Origin of the sequence: Synechococcus sp. PROS-U-1 (genome assembly GCF_014279755.1) — a bacterium.
In the GTDB taxonomy this organism is placed as follows: domain Bacteria; phylum Cyanobacteriota; class Cyanobacteriia; order PCC-6307; family Cyanobiaceae; genus Parasynechococcus.
Window position 1 is genome coordinate 1,499,902 of the sequence record NZ_CP047951.1, and the last position, 22,825, is coordinate 1,522,726.

21 protein-coding genes are annotated in these 22,825 nt (G+C 54.8%); 10 read left to right on the plus strand and 11 right to left on the minus strand.

The features are described from left to right. The first annotated feature begins 16 nt into the window (after positions 1-16). Together SynPROSU1_RS08320 and SynPROSU1_RS08325 are read left to right on the plus strand one after the other, a co-directional pair. Complete coding sequence (locus SynPROSU1_RS08320; RefSeq protein ID WP_370586280.1) at positions 17-652, plus strand: TIGR03943 family protein; 636 nt, start codon at positions 17-19, stop codon at positions 650-652. Continuing rightward, entirely contained in the window at positions 649-1,971 is a 1,323-nt protein-coding gene (locus SynPROSU1_RS08325; RefSeq protein WP_186570106.1) for a hypothetical protein, read from the plus strand. The genes SynPROSU1_RS08320 and SynPROSU1_RS08325 overlap by 4 nt, the downstream gene beginning before the upstream one ends. Before the next feature lie 52 nt (positions 1,972-2,023). Here SynPROSU1_RS08325 and SynPROSU1_RS08330 read toward each other — a convergent pair whose 3' ends face one another. The 3 genes from SynPROSU1_RS08330 to SynPROSU1_RS08340 form a co-directional block, all read right to left on the minus strand. Beyond that, complete coding sequence (locus SynPROSU1_RS08330; protein WP_186570107.1) at positions 2,024-2,518, minus strand: hypothetical protein; 495 nt, start codon at positions 2,516-2,518, stop codon at positions 2,024-2,026. Between the two features lie 88 nt (positions 2,519-2,606). Then, the gene (locus SynPROSU1_RS08335; protein WP_304623043.1) at positions 2,607-3,938 is read right to left on the minus strand and encodes a hypothetical protein; all 1,332 of its coding nucleotides are present in this window, start codon (positions 3,936-3,938) and stop codon (positions 2,607-2,609) included. A 78-nt stretch (positions 3,939-4,016) separates the two neighbouring features. Next, complete coding sequence (locus tag SynPROSU1_RS08340) at positions 4,017-4,931, minus strand: metal ABC transporter substrate-binding protein (RefSeq protein WP_186570109.1); 915 nt, start codon at positions 4,929-4,931, stop codon at positions 4,017-4,019. Positions 4,932-5,037: 106 nt separating this feature from the next. On the opposite strand from SynPROSU1_RS08340, the gene SynPROSU1_RS08345 reads away from it, so the two are divergent. From SynPROSU1_RS08345 to SynPROSU1_RS08360, 4 genes are all read left to right on the plus strand, one after another. Beyond that, positions 5,038-5,727: a metal ABC transporter ATP-binding protein gene (locus SynPROSU1_RS08345; RefSeq protein ID WP_186570110.1), complete on the plus strand. Its 690-nt coding sequence runs from the start codon at positions 5,038-5,040 to the stop codon at positions 5,725-5,727. Beyond that, positions 5,720-6,520, plus strand: a complete 801-nt coding sequence (locus SynPROSU1_RS08350) for a metal ABC transporter permease (protein WP_186570111.1) — start codon at positions 5,720-5,722, stop codon at positions 6,518-6,520. Before SynPROSU1_RS08345 ends, SynPROSU1_RS08350 begins: the two co-directional genes overlap by 8 nt. Before the next feature lie 93 nt (positions 6,521-6,613). Further along, on the plus strand, positions 6,614-11,332 hold the full coding sequence (locus SynPROSU1_RS08355) for a glycosyltransferase (protein WP_186570112.1): 4,719 nt from the start codon (positions 6,614-6,616) through the stop codon (positions 11,330-11,332). Continuing rightward, positions 11,325-12,143, plus strand: coding sequence for a sulfotransferase (locus SynPROSU1_RS08360; protein ID WP_186570113.1), 819 nt, complete (start codon positions 11,325-11,327; stop codon positions 12,141-12,143). Before SynPROSU1_RS08355 ends, SynPROSU1_RS08360 begins: the two co-directional genes overlap by 8 nt. 167 nt (positions 12,144-12,310) lie before the next feature. Here the strand turns inward: SynPROSU1_RS08360 and SynPROSU1_RS08365 are convergent, their stop codons facing one another. Then, entirely contained in the window at positions 12,311-12,508 is a 198-nt protein-coding gene (locus SynPROSU1_RS08365) for a hypothetical protein (protein WP_255444575.1), read from the minus strand. A 678-nt stretch (positions 12,509-13,186) separates the two neighbouring features. Here SynPROSU1_RS08365 and SynPROSU1_RS08370 point away from each other — a divergent pair. Beyond that, on the plus strand, positions 13,187-13,432 hold the full coding sequence (locus tag SynPROSU1_RS08370; RefSeq protein WP_186570115.1) for a hypothetical protein: 246 nt from the start codon (positions 13,187-13,189) through the stop codon (positions 13,430-13,432). 209 nt (positions 13,433-13,641) lie between these two features. Here SynPROSU1_RS08370 and SynPROSU1_RS08375 read toward each other — a convergent pair whose 3' ends face one another. Genes SynPROSU1_RS08375 through SynPROSU1_RS08380 form a run of 3 tightly spaced genes read right to left on the minus strand, consistent with a single transcriptional unit; the run spans position 13,642 to position 15,883 of the window. Continuing rightward, complete coding sequence (locus tag SynPROSU1_RS08375) at positions 13,642-14,745, minus strand: family 10 glycosylhydrolase (RefSeq protein WP_186570116.1); 1,104 nt, start codon at positions 14,743-14,745, stop codon at positions 13,642-13,644. Then, complete coding sequence (locus SynPROSU1_RS13985; protein WP_255444576.1) at positions 14,745-14,867, minus strand: hypothetical protein; 123 nt, start codon at positions 14,865-14,867, stop codon at positions 14,745-14,747. The genes SynPROSU1_RS08375 and SynPROSU1_RS13985 overlap by 1 nt, the downstream gene beginning before the upstream one ends. Before the next feature lie 20 nt (positions 14,868-14,887). Then, entirely contained in the window at positions 14,888-15,883 is a 996-nt protein-coding gene (locus SynPROSU1_RS08380) for a ribose-phosphate pyrophosphokinase (protein ID WP_186570117.1), read from the minus strand. A gap of 56 nt (positions 15,884-15,939) precedes the next feature. Between SynPROSU1_RS08380 and SynPROSU1_RS08385 the strand changes: the two genes are divergently transcribed. Continuing rightward, a complete protein-coding gene (locus SynPROSU1_RS08385; RefSeq protein WP_186570118.1) occupies positions 15,940-16,428 on the plus strand; it encodes a hypothetical protein in 489 nt (162 codons plus the stop codon). Between the two features lie 24 nt (positions 16,429-16,452). On the opposite strand, the gene SynPROSU1_RS08390 is transcribed toward SynPROSU1_RS08385, so the two are convergent. Beyond that, positions 16,453-17,391: an LCP family protein gene (locus SynPROSU1_RS08390; protein ID WP_186570119.1), complete on the minus strand. Its 939-nt coding sequence runs from the start codon at positions 17,389-17,391 to the stop codon at positions 16,453-16,455. A gap of 79 nt (positions 17,392-17,470) precedes the next feature. Between SynPROSU1_RS08390 and SynPROSU1_RS08395 the strand changes: the two genes are divergently transcribed. Together SynPROSU1_RS08395 and malQ are read left to right on the plus strand one after the other, a co-directional pair. Further along, positions 17,471-18,499 (plus strand): NAD(P)-dependent oxidoreductase, encoded by a 1,029-nt coding sequence (locus tag SynPROSU1_RS08395; protein ID WP_186570120.1) that lies wholly within the window; start codon positions 17,471-17,473, stop codon positions 18,497-18,499. A gap of 32 nt (positions 18,500-18,531) precedes the next feature. Then, positions 18,532-20,100: a 4-alpha-glucanotransferase gene (malQ, locus tag SynPROSU1_RS08400; RefSeq protein WP_186570121.1), complete on the plus strand. Its 1,569-nt coding sequence runs from the start codon at positions 18,532-18,534 to the stop codon at positions 20,098-20,100. On the opposite strand, the gene SynPROSU1_RS08405 is transcribed toward malQ, so the two are convergent. Genes SynPROSU1_RS08405 through SynPROSU1_RS08415 form a run of 3 tightly spaced genes read right to left on the minus strand, consistent with a single transcriptional unit; the run spans position 20,034 to position 22,824 of the window. Continuing rightward, a complete protein-coding gene (locus SynPROSU1_RS08405; RefSeq protein ID WP_186570122.1) occupies positions 20,034-20,954 on the minus strand; it encodes a helix-turn-helix transcriptional regulator in 921 nt (306 codons plus the stop codon). The genes malQ and SynPROSU1_RS08405 overlap by 67 nt on opposite strands. Next, positions 20,945-21,697 (minus strand): pseudouridine synthase, encoded by a 753-nt coding sequence (locus SynPROSU1_RS08410; RefSeq protein WP_186570123.1) that lies wholly within the window; start codon positions 21,695-21,697, stop codon positions 20,945-20,947. Before SynPROSU1_RS08410 ends, SynPROSU1_RS08405 begins: the two co-directional genes overlap by 10 nt. Then, complete coding sequence (locus tag SynPROSU1_RS08415; RefSeq protein WP_186570124.1) at positions 21,694-22,824, minus strand: sensor histidine kinase KdpD; 1,131 nt, start codon at positions 22,822-22,824, stop codon at positions 21,694-21,696. Before SynPROSU1_RS08415 ends, SynPROSU1_RS08410 begins: the two co-directional genes overlap by 4 nt. Position 22,825 lies beyond the last annotated feature (1 nt).

Sequence of the window (22,825 nt, forward strand, 5' to 3'; positions counted from 1 at the left end):
GAAGAGCGGATCCCTGATGGTGCTCTGGGGCCTCACACTTCTGTGGAGTTTCCACAGTGGCCGCCTCGACCTGCTGCTGCGGGGGGTCTTTCACAGCCTGGTGGGGGTCACCGGCCTGTTGTTGCTGATGGCGGGAGTGGCCCTTTTGCTGCAAAAGAGTGGCCGCCGGGAACGTTGGCGATGGCCCTGGCTGCTCAGCGGCTTGATGGGCGTGCTGGTTTTGATGGTGCCGCCGACCCCCTCCTTTAGTGACCTGGCCAGCAACCGCCCCCAGGGCCTTCCAGATCCACCGGAATTGGCATTTGTGCTGCCGCCAGAACAACGCAGCCTCACGGAATGGGTGCGTTACCTGCGCAGCCAGCCAGACCCCGATCTTGTCGCTGACAACCCTGTGCGAATCAGCGGCTTTGTCTGGAGGCAGCCGGAGGGTCCACCGCTGATCGCGAGGCTCACCGTTCGCTGTTGCCTTGCCGACGCCACACCCGCTGGCCTGGCAGTGGAGTGGCCGGAGTGGTTCACACCAAAAACCAACCAGTGGTTAGCCATAAGCGGGACGATGACAGTACAAAGCCGGAAGGATCGGCGCATCCCTGTCGTCGTTCCATCAAGCATCACACCGATTGCGAGGCCAGAACGGCCCCTGGAGCCATGAAGCAGCGGTTGTTGATGGTCATGTTGATGGCCGGAGCGGCGGTTCTGGCACAGCAACAGCTTCTGATGCGCCGAGCTCCACGGCTGGTGCGCCTCATGCCCCAACAGGTTCAGAGTGGTGCCGCTGCCCTTGATCTGCAGTTCAGTCGACCGATGAATCGGGCCAGCGTCAGCGACGCCACGCGGCTCGAGCCGAACCTGGCCCATCGGTGGATGGGAGAGACGACACCTCTGCGGATGGTGATCGATTCAGATGTCGTGCTGAAGGCCCCGATCGCGCTGTCCCTGGCAGGCGCAGACCAACGCGCACTGATGCTGGAGAAGCAGCAATGGTGGTGGGATCCAAGACCTTGGCTGATTGCAACGCGGCCGGTGGAGGGAGGCGAACAGGTTCAACTGCAGAACCGCTCTGGAGACTGGATCGCCATCAGTCAGGTGTGGCCCGCCATCCCCAGCGTCGTGCCCTTAGGCAACGGCCGAGGCATCGCGATGGTGAGGCGAGACCAGAACGGCACCGAACAGGTGTGGTTGGCACAAATGACGACGAACAGCACCGCTTCGACCTTGCCAGAGTTGGGTCCTCCGACGGTGAACAGCCGGAAGCCCTTGTTCAGAGGAGAGGTGCTCTTCGCCCACCTCAGCAGCAACCTCAACGGCGATCTTCTGGTACAGAGCGGTGGCTTCCGCCCGGGGAGCGATCAAGCGTTGCTCGTACAGGCGGATGGCAAGCGGCAACAGTTGGCCTTGAAACCATCCGGGCCAATGCAGTTGCTGCCCGCAGGGGGAGGCGTTGTGATGCCCGTGTACGACGGACTGACACTTCGAGCACTAAGGAAGAGCGAGCAAAAGCCCCAGATCCTTCCCGGGAGCAGGGAGCTGGGGGCCTTCTGCGGCGCTTCAGGACGGGCTGTGTTGATCCGCCACTGGCCGGATTACCGACGATCAATCGAGTTGGTGGTTCCCGGGCAGGCACCGAAGCAACTCCACCTTGGCGATCAAGCGGTGCTGGGAGTGTCCTGTGACCATCGCGGCCAACGGATCTGGGCGGTTCTTGGTCGCTGGGAGCAGCAACGCGGCAATCACGAACTGGTGCTGCTCGGTGAAGACGGGCAGGTCAAGCGACGGATGCAGCTGAACCCATGGACACTCAAGGCGGGGAGCCCCATCCAGTGGAACCCTGCGACGAACCAATTGTTGATGACGCTGACACAAGCCAACCAAAATGATGCCCGTGCTGGACTCATCGACGCTGACAACCTGCAGATCATCAAGGTGATCAACGACAACATCAGCGAAGCGCAATGGCTCAACGCTGGTTGATCAACCGACGCACAAGATCAACTCGAACAATGAGAGTGAACCAGCAAGAAACTCACATCATCATCGAATCATGATGGTGCGCTGCACCATGATCATGAAAGGCTTCAGCCATGGCATCAGTCCAGAGACTCATGTGCTCAAAACCGATTGAATTAATCCCCACAGGATCCTTTGGCGAACCATGATCACCATGGTCATGATCAGGCTGATCCATCACGTGAACCTTGGCCGTAATCGCACCATCCTCGGAACCACGCAACAGGGAACCGGTCCTGGACGACGAGAACGGCTTTTTCAGAACGCCACGAACCAATAACTGATCACGCCGGTCCAAAAGTCCGTTGTCATTAGAATCCAAGAACATCCGAAGACGCCCCTTACGGCGCGATTTCTTATGCAAAACGAAGCCAGAATGGCCGCCATCAAGCTCAAATGAATAATGAAAATGGCGCGATCCCACACGTCGTAAGCGCTTGAGAACCTTGGCCCATGAGCCAACTTCAGGATTCATCTTCGAGGAGCCGGAATTCACAGGAAACATCTTCAAGACAGTCACAAGCGATACCCGACAACAGCTGCACAAAAAAAGAGCGGCACAAAGGCCGCTCTTAACAACTACTCACCCTTCACTTGACTTAAAACGCAAAAGTCACACCTGTACCTACATGATGCTGCCAGCCTTCACCCCAGCCTGGAGCATCATCCCAGCTGTATGTCTGCTGCCAATGCACAAACAACGTGGCATCACCGACGGGCACTGATAGTTCAACTTCACCAGCGAAGTCAGTCCTTGAATCCAAGCCTGCATAACTGCCAGGAACATAGAAACGAGGACCAGCTTCAACCATCAACGAGATTTCATCATTACCAAATTTAAATCCCAAGCCAACACGTGGGTCGGTGTAATTACCAACGTACATACCATCAGACTCCCAGCCCTGACGGTGATCCAGCGACAGATAAACACCGTTCACCAAATCCTCCAGACCATCGCCCAGGCCAAAATTCACATCACCATCTCCTAAAGCCCAAGTAATATTTGCCCCCAATTCATTCTTAAGGCCCTGAATATCATCACCTTGATCTTGGGTGACGTAATAAGGGTTCCAGGAGAGGGCAAAACTCAAACGATCATTCGGTGCATAACGCGCCTGCAGAAAACCTCGGACATCAGTCCGCTTGAAATCGGTGTCATGTCCATGGGCGTGCTCACTGTGGGCATGACCGTGATCGTCATGACCATGGCTCTCGTGACCATGATCGTCATGCCCGTGGTCGTCATGGGCATGAGCTTTGTGATCATGACCTTTGTGGTCGTGATCTCGATGAGCCTTGTTCTTGTTCTTCCGCCGAGGACGATCATGCTCCTTGTGGTCATGACCTTCATGATCATGATGATCATGCTTGGCTTTTAACTTGGGCCCAGCAGAACGTTTTGCCTTACTGCGTCGATGGCTGGCATGGTCATGATCGTGATCTTCATGATCATGTTCGTGGTGATCATGATTGTCATGCTTCGCATGTTTAGCGCGCTTGCCACGTTTGCCTTTCTTTGAGCGTTTTTCATGCTTTTCATGGTGGTCATGTTCTGAATGATCCTCATGATCATCGTGATCGCCATGGTCATCGTGGTCGCCGTGATCATCGTGATCACCGTGATCATCGTGATCACCGTGAACATGAACCTTGCCGTAAAAGTGCTCGGCTTCTCCCCAGACAAGTGCTGGTCCTACGGCCGCCTCAATGGCAAAGGAGCCTCCGTTCCCCAACCCCCACTCGAAGACGCCACCAAAGAGACCATCAATCGCGTAGTGCTTTGGATCACCATCCAAATTGGTGTCAAATCCACCGTGCCCTTCGACGGTAAGGATGGGCGTGAAGTCAAATTCGCCAGCTTCAAGCGATTCCTCCCCACCACCATGGGAGCCGTGCGCTTGAACAGGAGCAATAGACGCGAAAGGGCTCAAAAGAAGAGCCAGAAGCAGAAATCGAGACCGAAACATGAGATGAAATTGAAGAGGTTTGAGCGTTTGCTATGAGCTAATTCAGCGGATGGAAGACCACTGCGAATTCAATGCCTTCGCCCCTGACTGATCACAGGAACCTCCCTGGCCGTTGACGATCGTGCAGACATTGAGCGTTGCGGTTGAAACAGCATTTCGACCGGATGCGATCCCTTCGCCAAAAAGAGGAGTTGTTGCAATCGGTAGACCGGTGTTCTTGCTGATGCGCTTCAGGGTTTTATTGGGAGTCGCCGATGGTGCAAAGATTGTTTTTGCACCGGAAGCTTTCACCTCTTGTGTGATCTTGCGGAGACTTGAAGGACGCAAAACGCCACCTGTGGTGTGACTGTCCAACATTGAAATTTCAACAAGTCCAAAGCGGTCTGCAAGATGGCTATAGGTCTTGTGATCGGTCACCAGGACCCGTTGTTTCGATGGCAACGAAGCGAACTGCTGTGCTTCCCAACGCTGAAGGGCATTGAAGACGGCAACGGCACGGTCAGTGCGCTGCTGCAAGGCAGCACGATCACTGGCAGGCAAAACAGGTGCCAGAGAACGGGACACAACCCTCACCATGGCTGCTGAGTTGGCAGGATCATGCCAAACATGCGGGTCGCTGCCTCGATAGGAGGGCAGAGCCACTTCACCGACAGCGACGACAGTGCCAGGCGTCTTGAGTTTTCTGGCCGAAGGGGTAAGACCAAAACCGATGTGGACAACCAGATCACTTTTGGCAAGCTGGCTGCGATCGCTGGGCTTCAATCGATAGGAATGGGGATCCCCACCAGGAGGAATCAGGCAAGTCACCGATGCAGAACCGGCAGCCAACGTCTTCGTGATGTCGCAGAGCGTGCCATCGACAGCAACAACAACAGGTTGAGCGGCATGGGCCGGCCCAAAGCAAACGCCAAGGGCCAAGGCAACACCGAGCCCTGTTGATCGAACTAAACGACGCATGGACGCCAACGATGAGAATCATTATCGTTTACTGCAATGCGTGATTCCTCGCCACCATGGAGTGTGCAAAACAACAAGCGGCCAAATTCAGGCCCATGACGACTTGATGAGCAATTCATCGTGCGTGCTGAGCACAACCGAGCTGTGCTTTAGCTACGGGGGCCGTCAGACCGTTGACAGCGTCAACCTTCAGCTGCAGGCGGGAACGCTTACGGCGCTTGTGGGACCAAACGGAGCGGGCAAGTCAACGCTGTTGCACCTGCTGGAAGGGCGACTCAAACCAAGCAAAGGATCGATCAACTCCAGCAAGCCCATCGGTTTAATGCCCCAGAGGGCAGCCATTGACTGGTCATTTCCGATCACCGCCGAAGACATGGTGCGGCTGGGCATGCCGAGCAAACGCAAAACCACAGTTGCGAACCAACCCGACCAGCTGTTGGACCGGGTGGGTATGGGAACCATGGGCTCACGTCGCCTCAGCCAGCTCTCCGGCGGTCAGCAACAGAGAATTCTGCTGGCACGAGCGTTGATGCAGCAAACCGACATCCTGCTGCTGGATGAACCCTGCAGCGCCATCGATCCACCGACACGGGAACACTTGCTCAGGGTTATGCGGCAACAGGCTGAAAAAGGCCAGACGCTTCTGGTGAGCAGCCACGACTGGGGCAGTGCACTGAATGACTATGACCAGGTGGTGGTGATGGATCGCCAGATCCTTGCCACTGGATCTCCCACTGCGGTACGCGAAAAACTGAGTGACATGACCTGCATGATGGGGAGCCATTGCTGTGGCTGAAATCGACATCTGGTGGTTGCTGCCACTGGTGATCTCGTTGCTCATTGGAGCCATCTGTCCAGCCACAGGAGCCCTGTTGATCACACAACGACGGGTCCTTTTGGCCAATCTGATGGCCCATTCCGTCTTGCCAGGACTGGTCGTCGCCCTCGCCATCGGCATCGACCCGAGCATTGGTGGACTCGTCAGCGGGCTACTGGGTGCTCTATTGGCAGAACGTTTGAACAGACGCTTCAAGGGCCGAGAGGAAGGTGCCATGAACACCGTCCTGGCGGGGTTCACAGCACTGGGGGTGCTGTTGGTGCCACTGCTGGAAGCGCGGGTTGACCTGGAAACGGTTTTGTTCGGGGATCTGCTGGCAGCCAACACAGCTGACTTCGCACGCACAGCAGTTTCAGCCACCGCACTTTTGGCGATGGTGATCTGGGGCTATCGAGACCTGGTCTTTATCGGGATCGACCCAGAAGGCGCAGCAGTCGCCAAGCGACCTGTGACGTTGATTCGATTGATCTGCAGCCTGGTCACAGCGTTGGTCATCATCAGCGCCATTACAGCTGTGGGCGTCATTTTGGTGATTGGACTGCTCTGCGCCCCAGTGCTTGTTCACGTCGAGCAAAGCCGAAGCCTGAAGGAACTCATGTTGAGGAGCGCCGGCACAGGCTTGCTCTTATGCGGCGGAGGGATGATGCTGGCTGTAGCAATTGATCTACCTCCAGGGCCATTGATTGGAACAATCTGCATGGTCCTGCTCATGATCTACCAAGCCCAGAAACGCAATGAGTCTTACAACTGAGCGAAAATATTGAGCTTAATCCAGATAAATAGGCATTGATATAAAGCTGGCATGCTATTTTGAGAGAATCATCAGGGATTAATTTCTCGCGCCATGTCGCAGCAAAAAAGACATGATCTGTGCGTTTATATCGGACCTGCAGCCCTTTGCCCCACACCAGAGGATGACAGGCCATTTGTCGTGATCACCGGCGATCAGGACGAATGGGCATTACCTTTAATTCAAAAGCGGGCCAACAGAAAACCAAGAGCGGATAATTTTGATATCAGGCAACATACAATCGGAAAGCCTGGCACAACAAAGACCTGGCATAGCTTCAATCAGCCAAGCCTCAACGGCATCATCGACGAAGCTGAACTTAAATGGTGCAATCCAGCCTGGGAGATTGAACATTTCGGAACAAAAGATGTTGAAAACAGGAAACTTCAGGACATCCTCTCAGACACCGATCATAGCAACGAAGAATTTAGTCTGATTATTGCCCAGGGAGACCCTCAACTAACACTTAAACGATCGGCAAAACTCCTTAAAAACTGCTCATCAATTGACTTAACACTTCATCCATTAGCCCTAATATGGAAGGAGTCGATTGACAACTACCTCGCAGAACATGGATTTGAACGCAAAAGTGCGAGCCAGCTTCTTTGGCAGAAAGCAGGGTGTTCCAGACCCATTCAAGCTCTAGCATCGCCCAGTGAGTCGGAGCACTTCATCCATCCAACGGTTCAATACTTACTTCAATCAGTAGAGCTAAACGAGTACAGAGAAGCAGGATTTGGCGGTAACGACTTATTCCTCCTGCGACAAGTAACACTAGGGAAAATTAATTACAAGCCCAAAAGTTCAATCAGCAAGATCCTTAAGACGAGAGCAGAAAGTCAAATCCAGAGAATCATAGATGTCTTTACAGGAACAAAGGCTCCGATATTACAGGCTGAATCACCAAACGTTGAGAGTGGTCACACTCAAACAGAATCTCTAGAAGTAACCACCCAAAAGGGAGAAGAGAAAGCCCATCAAAGCAAACGGCTTCGCGGTCATATTGATGGTTTTCAAGACAGCTTGATGCTGCGGGGATGGGTCGATGCTTCTGACTTTGGCGAAGGCACTTCAACTCTTCGCGTCATCTGGGAAGAACGAAACCAAGTCATCGGAGAGGGTAAAGCTGTATTAGAACGTCCAGATCTCGCTGTGGCGGGAATCAACATCGACTGTGGTTTTGCGATTGATCTCAAAATCCTAAAAGAACTCCCACTGAAGCAAACGCTCGATGAACCAATCAGTCTGAAAGTAATTGAAAGCAAAAGCCATGAGAGCATCAACGAACAAGCATGGAAACTAGACATCAAAAACAATCAGGATGTCTTGGTAGAAATCCTTTATTCAGACGATCCAAAAGAGCAACGCAAAAAACAGATCTTCGACTATCTCAAAACGTCTAATAACTCACAATGCTTACTGGCAATTCGCCAACAAATTCTTAGATATACGGCAATGCAATGCATGACGAATCGGTGGCAGGAGCTTCCAGTCATTGATGTCATCAACTGCTACAACGAGAATTCGGCACTGAATTATGGAAGTCCACAGGAATCTGTTAGCAGACTTGAGCTTGTCTTGCTTGCATGGATCAAACTGATCGCAACACTGGATTCAGATGGCATCAATAGACATTCACCTGCGGTGTCTCAATCAGCCAGCAGTCAACACCTTGATAGCCTTGATTCCATTGCCTCAAACCTGAAAGAACGAATTTTTGCAGGGCTTCAAAAATGGGAAAAAGCTCTTTTTGATGAATACATAAGGCCACTTTATGATGTTTTAATTGCAACCATTTTCCTGCAAAAGTCGCATTCACGATTTTCGGCATCTACATACAATCTATTGGAAGCCCTCTCATCAATACTCCATGAGACGTACAGCGCGCCGAAACTTGCATTTCATCTACGGTCTATCTTGAAGTCTCAGAACGAACAACACTTCGATGATGCATTCACAAAGTTGGCGCACGAACGAGGCGATAGATTCACGTATTTGCTTTGCCATTACAGCAATCAACTTGAAAAAGGCATAACAAAACATGATCTATTTTATTACGCTGCAGCCATTGATTTTGCAACATATTGCCCAGCAATTCACCGCAACATCACGACCACAATACAAGAGATTCTTCCCACATATCTGGTTGAGAATCCTCGCCAAGCAAAGCCTCGTCATTGGGTAGAGCGACTCGGTCATATCACAAGCAATTCTGCACAAATGCTTGTGTCGAAGATGATAAGCCTTAACTTTTCACGCAGCAGTATTATTGATCTGCATCAAGAGATGATTGAGATAAAAAAAGATCTTGTTAATCTCCTGTGGAATAACTGTTCAGACGATATAGATCATGCAAGCCAGAGAGGGAAGCCAACCAGACAAAAAAAATGGTTAATTGTTGGAGAAAAAGAGCTTGCACAGTGCTGGATGTACCGTGTACTTCAGAAGAAAACATATCTCGAAAACATGGGTTGTGAAGTTCGCTGTATTGAGCAAGAAGAGCTGCGCTATTGGTCATTTACTCATGACGTTGTATGGGCAGATGCAGTAATTTTCTGTCGACTGCCGGCGATGTATCCGTACTTGCGCGCAATTGCTTTTGCAAAACAATGTGGCAAACATACATATGCGGAAATAGATGACCTTATTTTTACGTCGGATTATCCTGCAGATTTTCAATCCTACGGTGGTTCAATTCTGATCGAACAATACAAGAACTTGTGTGTCGATTACCCACTCAGACTTGGGATTTTAAATGCTGTTGATGAAGTGATTGTTTCAACGTCAGCTTTGAAAAATGCATGCAGGAATATACTTGATGACAAAAACAAACCCATTCAGATTGTTCCAAATCTTCCCATGGCCGAGCTCGAAAAAGTCGGATTGAAACTAGCAAACACAGAAGGATGCAAGCCTACGCATGATGTTATCAAAATTGCTTTAACTTCGGGAACCCTATCCCATAAGCAGGTTCTCAAAGATTTTATTTACCCTGTGCTTTTTGAAGCTTTTGAGAAATATGCCAATATTGAATTAATTGTCGTAGGCCACATCGAGTTGCCATCAAATTTTTCAAAATTCAGCAATCGGATTCAATCAATACCATTCAGCAGCTATTCGGCCTATTTGAATTTACTCGAACAGGCATCTATCGCATTGGTTCCCCTTGAAGTTCATCCAACAACCCATGCGAAAAGTGCAATCAAATGGATGGAAGCAAGCTTGTGTGGAGTGACATGCATATGCTCACCGGTGAAAGCTTACACAGACGTCACGACAGATCAAAAGGATGTTCTGATTGCTTCTAATCTCGAGCAGTGGCGAACAAGTCTTAAAACGTTAATCGAGCAACCTGCATTCAGACAGTCATTGGCAAAAAGTGCTTATCAATCAGCAATAAAGCAATTTAATACTTCAGTTGGAGAAGGAATCTGGACGAAGATGATCCAGCCACAAGCGCTTGAAACCAAGAAGATCAAGAAAAAGGTTCTTGTCATTAATGTATTTTTTGCGCCACAAAGTGTTGGTGGTGCAACACGGGTAGCGCAGGACTACGTCATGAACATGCTTTCAGACAAGAATATTGATTACGATGTAACTGTTTTATGCACAGAATACGATCGTTGGCATGCAGACATCGGCAAAAATAAGAAAAATATTAGAAAAGGTTTAGAGAATGAAGATTCTGATCTTGTTCAAGAAACGAATCAACAACGTTCTCTGCAAGGTACATCCGGCGAAGAATTGATCAAACTCCAATCAAATTGGATCGAAGACAAGACCAGCTACAGGGATTCAATCACCATTGATCATTCCACCTGGAGAGGGGCAAGGGTGATTCGCCTCAACTTGCCTGCCAAGCCATGGTCGATCCACGAAGATGAAGACATCGAAGCCTTCTGCAGCCAGTTTTTCAAGGATGAGAAATTTGACTTGATTCAATGCCATTGCTGCCAGATCCTGACAGCTTCACCATTGGTGGCAGCTCAAAAACTAGATATTCCCTATGAAATCATCATGCATGATGCCTGGTGGATGAGCGAAGAACAGTTCCTGGTTTCGCCGGCTGGACGATTGATCAACCCAGCCGATCCACTGGATCACTTTGACGACGAGCCAGGCGAGGAAGAGAAATCTGATGCTCTTGCTCGGAGAAAGGCTCTCTACACAATTCTGGAAGGTGCCGATCGACGCATTGCTGTTTCGGCTGCCTTCCAAAAAGTGTGCGAATCTGCCGGAATCTCGGATGTCGTCGTACAAGAGAATCAATTCACATCAATGGCGAGTACTGACCCTCAAACCAAGAGAGAGAGATCACATCAAACACCAATCAAAGTCTGCCACATTGGTGGAATGTCTTTACATAAAGGATATCAATTATTTCGACGAGCCATCCATTCCATGCAGCAGAATTTAAACCTCGAATTTACAGTTGTGGATCATCGCCTCACAACTAAAACTGATGAGTACCATGCGTCCTGGAATGGCTATCCAGTGAGATTTATTGCTCCTGTTGCAATGGATGAGATGAACCAGTTCTATGCAAGTCAAGACGTTTTGGTTGCCCCATCCATATGGCCCGAAAGTTTTGGCTTGGTAACACGAGAAGCTCTGAGTGCAGGACTCTGGGTAATTGCAAGCAATTCAGGTGCCTTGGCCGAACCACTCCTCAACAGTGAGTCTCCTCAAGGGACAGTCATTCGGCCTAACGAACTCGATGATCTCATCAAAGCGTTAACAGAATGTCCACAACATTTGAGGGAATATGTTTAAAAAACTCAAATCAATGCTCAACCCAGAAACAATCATGCAACCTGAATTATCCTTTCTAATCTGTGGATTGGAGCACAGCGGAACGACGATGGCCTCTGATTTGTTCAGGGAACATCCTGAAGTCGAGTCAGGTTTTGAATGTGGCGTACTGCTCTGCGAAAATCCCAGCGAGTTTTTGAGCTTTGTCCCCTTCCGCAATCATATGGCAGTTGGTTGGGGCATCAATGAAGATGACCTGAGCTATGCATGCCAGGCCCAAAGCTTTAATCTTTTTTATCAGCGTCTATTTGAGCGATCAAGTATTATTAAAAACAAAAAACCCAACTTTGTTTTTGATAAAACACCTCGATACGTCACACAGTTGGAAACCGTTCAATCGAGACTGGATCTTCCCGCAATTGTATTAATCAAAGACCCAAGATCTCTTGCACTCTCCGACTTCAAACGATCAGGTAAAAAAATTGAAGAGATCGACAGTTGGTATGAAAACTGGAAAGAGCCAAAACGTCTTTATATGGGCTCTGCCTATCAGGGCTATCAATACGCATGGGAAAGTGATCGATGCACTGTTATTCGACTTGAAGATGTTTGCTTCAACGCAAAGGCAACAGTGAAATCCATGTTCGAGTTTGCCCAACTCGAATTCAAGTGCGAGTATCTTGATCTCCGAAGCAAGAGATTTGGGAACACATCAGGATCCTCTATCAGCGTCAACTCATGCATGCAATTCATGACTGCACTTCCGGAACATATTCAATCCAAGATTAAAGAAGATTTTTCGGAATTTGATCGATGGTTCTATGACTTTTGATTCAACAGCATCCGATTAAGTCGACGCCTCATTCTTTTCATGAGTGTACGGTCTTTCTCCAAATGATAGGTACGCCGAAATGCTATGAGCAAAACACTGAGGGTGCTAGCCATACCCGCACTGAATAGTGCAATAGCTGTTGCATCATTCATGATTGGATCATCGACTCACTGAACAACAGCAAACCAACCTCCAACAACTGCAGCAATCAACCCACACGCAAGAGCCTGAAGAACGAATTGACCTGAATCCCTCTTTTCCCAACGATCAATGGTCTTCGATGCCATAACATAAGGCTCTCTATTTCGAATGAGTTTATTCACATAGAGATCAATAAACTCATCATCAAGGTTGAGCTTGCGCATCTTTGAACGGATCCTGTTGACTTCGTACTGATTCATCACTCAGGGCAAACAAACGAATGCTTGCCGAGTGAGATGTTGACAGCAGAACAAGCCAGGATGAAATCTAAATGTTATTGCCAGAATGAATACCTCCAACACGATCCAGCGAATTCGCTAGTGCTCATGTTAGCGAGTTAACTGCCAGAACCGCGTCTTGAGCTGGTGAAATGACGATCTCAAGCAAAAAGCTGTGAAATCATCTTCAAAAGTCTGAAAACAGAACACAGCGAGTCTTTGAAAATCTTGATTTTGAAGACCAGTAATCGAAGCCTCTCATTGCTTCTCCCCACATCATTGTCTGGGGGAGGATAAATTCTGTCGGATGATCTAGAAACCTTTGCCCCCCCGTCTTATCTTCGGTTGTGTGACCTCAATGGTCTTGGGTCTTGTCTTGGAGGAATACCAAATTCTTTGTGCTTCGTCGTAGCTTTCAACATCCTGAAATGAACCATCACTGAACCACAAGCGGTAGTGATGTCGGTCATAGGGGTCAGAACTGGTTTCAGTGAACTGTTTCATGCAGGCATATAGGGGTTGAGCATGGCCTTTTCAAGACGTTTGGAAAAACATTTAATAGGATTGAAGCCACAGTCGTTGAACGCCATAATTGCTATAGAAACGTCAAAAGCTTTCTGATCCATGCTTCGTCTTTCACTTGCAACGGTCTTGTCCGTCTCGGGTGTGCTGGCATTTGTTCCACAGTCTCATGCAAGTAATCCTTGGCAGGAGGATAGGAAGCTGTCGAAGCAACATGCAGAGAAAGGTGAATGGAGGCGTGCATGCCGCCGTGGTGTTTTAGCTGGTGCTGCCATGGCCAAGGACAAGGCTTTGACTACCGATTACATGGCGAAAATCGGAAAGCGCTGCACCGAAGCTGGACGCTGAGGTCCTCCCAAAATTCTGTAATCATCCTTGCTCAGGCAAGCGTTCCGGTCATCCGCCTGCCTGGGTCGCTTGCTTGAGTGAAAGCGGCAAACCCACTCCAATGTGCAACATCAACACCATCCAACAGTTGATGGTGTTGTGGGACGTCCCTACCTGAAAACACTGTCGCAGCATCCGGAACCGAACAGTCGTTCTCTGGCACCTTTTCTTCAGTCAGAGCCCAATCTTGTAAAAGCTTCTCGACGACGCTCTCTGTAGCGTTCCGCCACATGCTTTCCCCATAGCCCCTCCCAATAAAAGAAAATCACACCATGCCCACGCTCACGGGCCAGACGCACTTTTTGCTCCAGAACGGCCATGGAGGTGGTGCGTTTACCGAATCCAGCCAACACGCCAATCTGGGAGGGTATGCCCCAGCTGCGGGCTTTGCGTAGGGCAGGTTGATCAAGGTCCTTCGCGAATCCTTGAACGGAGTAGGCGTAGTTCTGAACAACCAACTCTTCAATCAGCCCTCCCAAAGCCCAGAGCTCCCAGTCCTGGAGCCAAAGGTTGTAAGCCTGGCGAAATGGACCTGGAGACAAACTGATCCGTGTGGAGAGTCGCTCCTTCTTGAGGCGTTGACGCAACTCACGAAGCAAAGACGTGAGTTGCGTTCGACGCCATTTCATCCACTGTCGATCACTGTGATCACGGGGGGGCGCCATCCCCGTCTCTTGTTTGTAGAGAGCCACGGTGGTGGGGTCGTAGCCAAACTGAACCGGCCAGGCGAAGTGGTCATCCAATTGCAGACCATGCATCGGGCAACGCTTCAAGGTCTCCACCACCAAACCAATGAAGCGAGCGCGAACCTCTGGATGGGCAGGGTTGAGCCAGGCCATTCGATGGTTCCCGTGCATGGTCATCCAGCGTTGGCCGTTCGCTTTGGCCAACACCCAGCTGGGGTTTTGGCGGACAACGGCTGAATCCGCCGGCTCCATCAAGCCGTACTCAAACCAGGGCATCACCTTGATGCCGCGGCGCCGACCTTCTGCCGCCAGAGTGCAGATGGGATCAACACCGAGTCCTACCTTTTGAAGAGAGGGCTCCACTGGAGCGAAACGGCTGCGGTGAAAGGTGGTGCCGCGACTCCAGACATTGGGCACCACACGCGTGAATCCCGCCTCCTGCAGTTGCTGCATTGCTGCGCTGATGCGCTTCCGGTCGTAATAGAGCTTGCTGGGGCTGTTGGTCAGCCAGACCCCCATCGTGCTGCGGGGCCGCAGCAGCCGATCCAGGCGGGACTCGGCCATCAAGGGAGCAGGACGTGCTGCCATCAGAGTGGCGAGCGCAACACCAGCCAGGGGCCTCCACCGCTGATCCACCGCTGTCGAAGCACCTCCCCTAAAGAGTCGCCTGAATCAAACGGCATGCAGCCGTCGCCAGCCCGCTCCTTCAACAGTCCATTCCGCCCAACGATCAGCGAAACATCGAGCTCACCGAGCTCTCTTCATGGATGCGCCAGATGGCTTCCCCCAGCATGTTGGCCACGGAGAGCACCTGAAGCTGAGGGAAGACCCGATCCTGCGGAATCGGAATGCTGTTGGTCACCACCACCTGCTCAAACAGCCCATCAACGGACAGGCGTTCACTCGCGGGAGGTGAGAACACGGCATGGGTCGCACAGGCAAGCACCCGTTCAGCCCCCTGCTCCCGCAACAACCGTGCACCGGCACAGATCGTGCCACCGGTGTCGATCATGTCGTCGATCAGGATCGCCGTTCGGCCTGCCACATCACCGATCACCGTGAGGCTCTCAGCCATGTTGTGACCGGTGCGGCGCTTGTCGATGATGGCCAGCGGGGCGTCGTTCATCTGCTTCGCGAACGCCCGGGCACGCGCCACACCCCCCACGTCCGGAGACACCACGACGACATCCCCCAGATCCTGTGTGGAGAGATAGTCCACCAGCACGGGTGATCCATAGATGTGATCACAGGGAATATCGAAATACCCCTGAATCTGAGCGGAGTGCAGATCCATGGCCAGCACACGATCAACACCGGACTGAACCAGAAGATTGGCCGTGAGCTTGGCCGTGATCGATTCACGACCGGCGGTTTTACGATCCGCCCTGGCATAGCCGTAGTAAGGGACCACAGCGGTGATCTGCCGCGCTGATGCCCGTCGGCAGGCGTCCACCATGATCAGCAGTTCCATCAGGTGGTCGTTTACCGGCGCGCAGGTGGGCTGGATCAGGAATACATCGCAGCCCCGGATCGACTCCTGGATCTGCACATACAGCTCACCGTCGGCAAACCGCTTGCAGACGCGCGGGCCATCTGGCACACCCAGATAAGCGGAGATCTCCCTCGCCAGAGCGGGATTCGATGTGCCGCTGAACAGACGCAATCGTCGGCTGTCTGGAGCCATCTGCTCCTGTTCGGTACGGGCTGCTGTCAGGAAACTGGTCACGGCGCCCGCGCAACGAATTCTGCTGTAATCCGATGGTAGAGGTGAGCAGCACCCCCATGTCCACAGGTTTCCCACTGCTCGTGGGTGCGGGCCCACTTCCAGAGCTCAAAATGCGCCAGGCCTGCGAGGCCCTTGCCAAGGCCTGCCGATGCCCGTTGACCACCGTGGCCAGCGGTGGATCTCCCTCGGAACTCCTGCAGAGAGACCCTGCAGCCACTGGGCTAGTACGGCTGAGCGGTGACGCAGCCCGGCCAACCCCGCAGGGGGATGCCAGCTGGCTTCAGAGCCTGGCCGACTGGCGTCAAACGGTGCTGCTGCTGACGACAGCCGACACAGATGGTGCAATCCCCGGAGCGGCCCCGGCCTATGCCGCCCTCTGCCGAGAACTCAATGTCCCCCTTCTTGGCCTGGTTCAGCTCCAGGGCCCATGGAACGGGCCAGCCCGACGCAGGGATGGCCTCAGCTGGCTGGGGTGGATTCCTGATGAGAACCATCCAGATCAAGCCGAATGCCTCGATGCCCTGGCCCGAAGACTGTGCCGTTAAGACTGTGCCGTTAAGACTGCGCCGTTAAGGCTGGGGCTGGGGCCAGAGGGGACGGCTCGCCTCGGGCTTGATTTGGCGGAGGGTCTGATCACCGGCTCGGTTGGCCAATGGCAGGCGGCTGATCGCCACAGGTTCAGGACTGGCAATGATCGCCGCGGCCAAGCTCAGTTGTTCCGAACGACTCAGGTTGGTTTCGATTTCGGTATCCAATTGGTCCACCAGAGCAGGGATCACCCCGATGCCGCTGGGGGCCTTGACCTGCTCAATCAAGGCCGAAACGAGAATGTCCTGGCGCTGGCGACGCTGGGACACGTTCTTGGGATCGGGCAGGTAGCGAACCAGCTGTTCGGCCTGCACTCCATTCAGGCTCTGTCGCCCGGCCTGAAGGTTGAGGCTGTAGCCCTGTGTTTTGTCCTGGCGCTGATAGGACTGCCCGAGCACCACGTCCACTTCACCCAGGCCATCCACGAGACGGCGTAAAGCCGCACGGGGCATCACCACGTATCGCTTGGGGTCGCCTTCATCCAGACCAACAATGTCGCGGACGGCATCACTGACAAGACTGACGCCACCGCGTCTCCACAACTGGGCGAGGCTGCCGGGATCCCCCTGACCTGGAAGCCGAACGCCAAGCTCCGTGGGGAGATGGAGCACCTGAAGCGGCTCCTGAGACGCGATGCGAAGCATCAAGAGGGCATCAGCATTGGCAGGCCCCTTGGGTGCGGCTGTGTTGGAAGGAGCACCCAGACGATCAGCATCGAGACCGATCACCAACACCGTGACAGGAGCCTCGGGATAAGGGGCCAGGGTTTCGGGTTGATCCGCGCTGGGGGGAGCTCCCTGGGCAACGCGGTCGGGTTCAGGCCAGAGCATCGCCAGCAACCACCCGGTAACACCAAGACCCAGCAAGGCTGAACCCACACGCAGCACGGCGCGAACTCGGGGTGGCGACAACCAGTGCATTTCGCTGGAACAACCGCAATGGCGCTTAGTTTCGCCCAGATCTCCAGTTCTTAGCCTGGGTCCCGTGAAGCCGTCCTCGATGTCCCTCCGCCACGACTACCGCAGCCGACCGCCCGAACAGGTGCGGGTGGTGGTGTTCGGAGCGACGGGGTACATCGGCCGCTTTGTGGTGAAGGAGCTCGTGGAGCGGGGCTACCAGGTGATCGCCTTTGCCCGAGAGCGCAGTGGCATCGGGGGCCGCCAAAACAGAGAGGAGGTCATCGCCGATTTCCCTGGGGCGGAGGTGCGCTTCGGGGATGTGACCGATCCAGCCTCGATCGCGGCCGAGGCCTTCAATCAACCGACGGATGTGGTGGTGAGTTGCCTGGCCTCACGCACCGGCGGCCGCAAGGATTCCTGGGCCATTGACCACGCCGCGACCCTCAACACCTTCGCGCAGGGCCGGGCTGCAGGGGTGGCCCATTACGTGCTCCTCTCGGCCATCTGTGTGCAGAAGCCGCTGCTGGAGTTTCAGAAAGCCAAGCTCGCCTTTGAAGCCGTGCTCGAGGCGGACGAAGAAATGACCCATTCCATCGTTCGCCCCACCGCCTTCTTCAAGAGTCTGGGCGGACAGGTGGAAAGCTGCCGGAAAGGTGGCCCCTATGTGATGTTCGGCGGCGGCACCCTGGCCAGCTGCAAGCCGATCAGCGAAGCAGACCTGGCCCGGTTCATGGCGGACTGCATCCATGACGAGACCAAACGCAACCAGGTGCTGCCCATCGGTGGTCCGGGGCCGGCGCTGAGCGCGCGGGAACAGGGAGAAATGCTCTTCCGTGCGCTGAACCGCCCCCAGCGGATGCTTTCCGTCCCCATTGCTCTGATGGACGGTCCGATCGCCCTGCTGGACGGCTTGGCTCGGTTGTTCCCGGGCATCAAGGACACTGCGGAATTCGGGCGCATCGGTCGCTATTACGCCAGCGAATCGATGCTCGTCTGGGACGAGCAAAATCAGCGCTACGACGCCGACGCCACGCCCTCCTACGGAACCGAAACGCTGGAGCAGTTTTTCGAGCGCGTGGCGCGAGACGGCATGGCCGGGCAGGACCTGGGGGATGCCGCCCTGTTCTGAAATAGCCATCCTTGGGAGACCAAGGGGCTCCCATGGATCAATCCACTGTTGAACCAGCGAAGGCTGGACGGGGGCGCAGCACCGGGGTGCTGCTGCACCCGACAGCGTTGCCTGGCAGCCCCGTCTGCGGCAGCTTCGGAGAGCCCTGCCGCCGGTGGCTCCAACTGCTGGCTCAGCATGACATCGGGGTCTGGCAGATGTTGCCCCTGGCGCCTCCAGATCCAACGGGCTCGCCCTACAGCTCCCCCTCGTGCAATGCCTTGAACCCGTGGTTCCTGGATGGCCAGGACCTGGCCAACGAGGGGTTCATCCATGAGGCCGCCCTCAGGGCGACTCCAGGCGCTGATGCACCGCTAGAGGGAGCGGAGCATGTTGATTTCAGTCTGGCCCAGCAACGGGCCGAGGCCCTGGGAGATGCGCTGCTCGAGGCCTGGAGTGATCAGGATGGAAGGCGACACGCCGATTTCGGCACCTGGGCGCAACAGCAACGCGCCTGGTTAAACGACCACGCCCGCTTTCGTGTTCTGCACGATCAGCACGGCACAGCTTGGTGGGACTGGCCCCTCCCCCTCGCCCGTCATGACAAAAAAGCGCTGCGAGCCTGGGCAGAGCAACACCAGGACGCACTGCTCCGGGAACGGCTGATCCAGTGGCATCTCGACCGGCAGTGGCAGGCGATTCGTCGACAGGCGGCAGATGTCGGCATCCAGCTGTTTGGCGATCTGCCCTTCTACGTCAGCAGTGACAGCGCTGATGTCTGGAGCAACCGTTCGCTGTTCACAGTCAAAGAGAACGGCCAACTCACCACTCAAAGCGGTGTACCACCCGATTATTTCTCGGAAACAGGGCAACTGTGGGGATCACCGGTCTACCGCTGGGGACAACATCGGATCACGCGATTCCACTGGTGGCGCCAAAGAATCGCTCGCCAGCGGGAGTTCGTGGATCTACTTCGCCTTGATCACTTCCGCGCTCTTGCAGCCTTCTGGGCCGTCCCAGGTGCCGATCGCACCGCTGAAAATGGTCAGTGGCAGTCCTCCCCAGGCCACGCCCTGCTGCGTCACCTCCGCAAAGATGCCGGTGGTGCACTCCCCTTAATTGCCGAGGATCTCGGCGTGATCACACCGGATGTGGAGTCACTCCGCGATGCATTCCGGCTGCCGGGCATGAAGGTGCTGCAGTTCGCGTTCGATGGTGAGAGGAATAACCCTTATCTGCCTGAAAACACCGAGGGCCATCGCTGGGTCGTCTACACAGGCACCCACGACAACCCCACCACCCTGGGCTGGTGGAACAATCTGGATGCCGACAGTCGGGCCCGAATCTCCACGCGAGTCAACGGTGAGATCTCAGCCCCGGCTTGGCATCTTCTCGACATGGCCTTTGCGACGACTGCAGGGCTGGTGGTCGCCCCACTCCAGGACCTCATGCACCTGGATGATCGGGCCCGATTCAACACACCTGGCACCAGTGAAGGCAACTGGAGCTGGAGGCTGCGCAGCTTTGATGCTGCTCTGGGGAATGCGCTTGGCGGCTACGGATCCAGAGGAGCGGTCTGGGGACGGTCGCTATCGGGGGCAGGCAGCTTGTTGACCCGGTAGATCCCTGGTCGTTGTGGATCCACCGTCAGAGGGTCACCGTTCCAGAGAACCTGATCGCCAGCACCAGCTGGAGGATCCAGGCGGACCTCAATCGGTGCCTGCAACTGAAGCGTCAATGTGCCGGCACTGGCTGTGAACTGAATCCTGTCTCCACCACCGCTGGAAAGCTGCAGCCCTCTGGGCTCTGCAACAACAACCTCAAGCACCCCCTGGGACTGCGTCAGGGCACCACTCACCAGCTCAAGCCACTCCTGAGGTGTGCGTTGCTGGACCTGTTCCAAGGGCCGCAAGGCGGCGATGCGCTCATCTGAGCCAGCGAGGATCGGGCGACGGTTGATCGCCTCGACATCGGCACGCACAGGCTCCAGGGCCAGGCTGTTGCGCAGGGCCAGATCCTGCTGTTGGCGGTTGATGCCCAGCAAACTCAGGCCGATCACGACCGCATAGACCACCGTGCCCTGCCAGGTGGTGAACACATCGATGTTGCCAAGGGTGAAGCGACCAAGACCCGCCTTGGCAGGTCCACGGTGACGCAACACCGGCTGGGGCAGCAAGGGGGCGAGGCATCCACTGGGAAGAGCCAGGCGGCTTTCAATCTGGGGGAGCATCGAAGCGAGATAGGCCCGTTCAGGCAGGCGATCACTCCAGCCACGCTCCAGCGCTTCGATCACAGGTGTTGTGATCCGAGTTTCAGTGGCCAGATCCCGGAGCGAGAGGCCGAGTTCCTCTCTCCGCCGCCGCAGCATCAGTCCAAGGTCCAAGCTTTGCTGAACCTGGTTCTCAGCCGAACCGACATCAGGGCGAGCCCCCCTGCGGGGGCGTCGCCACCAGAGTCCTGGACGCTTCAGTCGCATGGGCTATGGGTCCGATCCAAGGGGTCAGCCCGTTCAAGCAGGGGCTTCCATTCTCCCTCGCCTAACCACATCCAGCACCCCTCAGCCAGATCACCAAGCGACAGTCCCGAAATCGCCGTGCGCTGGAGGTCAAGCACCGGATGGCCAAGGGCCTCCGCCACCCGGCGAATCTGTCGGTTTCGACCTTCCCTGAGCTCAATCTCGAGAAGCGACCGCCCGCCTCTGCTTCGCAACAGACGCACCTGCGCAGGGCGGGTCCGGCGCCCATCCAGCAGAAGACCCCGACGCCAGCGGTCCAGGACCGCTTCGGACGGCACACCCTCAACCCACACCCGGTACGTTTTCGTGTGGCTGTAGCGCGGGTGGGTCAGTTTCAACGTGAGCTCACCCAGATCGGTGAGCAGCAGGGCACCACGGCTGTCGGCATCCAGACGCCCGACGGGATGCAAACCGTCCCGATGCGCCGGTGGCAGCAGATCGAGCACCGTCGGCCGCCCCTGAGGGTCGTTGCAGCTGCAAATCACTCCCACGGGCTTGTTCAACAACAGCACCCGCGCCGCCTTGCGGATGGGCAGTTCTTTGCCGTCCACACGGATCGTCTGCCGGAGCGGATCGGCCTGATCTCCTACGCGGGAGACCTGGCCATCCACCGTGACGCGACCAGCCTGCAGCCATTCCTCAGCACGGCGTCTGGAGCAGAGACCAGCAGAAGCGATCAATTTCTGGAGACGCTGCCGCGTCATCCAACCGGCTCCCGTGGGAGCAGAAGATCCATGCACGTCCCCCCAGCGGAATGGTTACGAGCTTCGATGCGACCGCCGTGGTTCACGGCGATCTGCTGCACGATGGCCAATCCAAGGCCGCTTCCACTACGGCTTGAGCGAGCCCGGGAGGGATCCCCCCGGTAGAAGCGTTGAAACATGCGGCTGAGATCGGTCTCACTCAAGCCAGGGCCGTGATCACGGATGCTGAGCAGCCACCAGCCGCCGCTCTGGCGCACGGTCACATCGACGCTGCTCTCCTCCGGGGAGTAACGCAGGGCATTGTCGAGAAGGTTGAGCACGGCGCGATGCAGACGACGCTGATCCCCGAGCAAAGGTCCTGATTCGGATCGATCCAGCTGCAACGTGACCTGGCGCTCCTCTGCGATCGGGCGAATGGATCCCCAAGCACTGTCGACCAGATCCTCAAGGGTGATGGGGACATAGTCGCTGTATTCCTGGGGCAGGCTGTTCTCCAGCCGAGACAACTCCAGCAGATCCTCCACCAGCAACTGAAGACGTCGAAGTTCTTTCTGCAACCGTTGCACCAGAGCCGTGTCTTCCGAATTCACGGCGAGCTCCAGCCGATCGCTCACCAGCATCAGGGCTGTCAAAGGTGTCTTGAGCTCATGGGCCACATCACTGACCCAGCGTTCCTGCTGCTGTTGCTGGGCTTCGAGGGACTGGCGGCTCTGGATCAACACCAATAAGCATTCATCGCTACCCGGCAGAACCATGGCCTCCAACGGATCCCCCTGCTGCTCCCATTCACAACGCTGGGGGCGGTGCTGATAGCGGTTGCTGAAGATCACCTCCTCCAACGCGGGAATATCCAGGGCATCACAAAGGTTCATGCCCCGAACCAGGCGATTGCGAGAAATGTGCAGCAGACGTTCGGCCCGCCCGTTGATGTAAGCGATGGAGTGATCAGGAGCCAGGATCATCCAGCCCTGGGTGGCCGCATCAATCCAGGCCAGAAGCTGGGGAGCATCCAAAGAGAAAGGGCGCTCCTCGTCGTCTCGCAAGGACGCCAAGACACGGCCTCGACGCTGCAGCACAAGCGTGATCCCGATGCCAGCAGCAAAGCCGAGTACCGCAGAGATCAACACG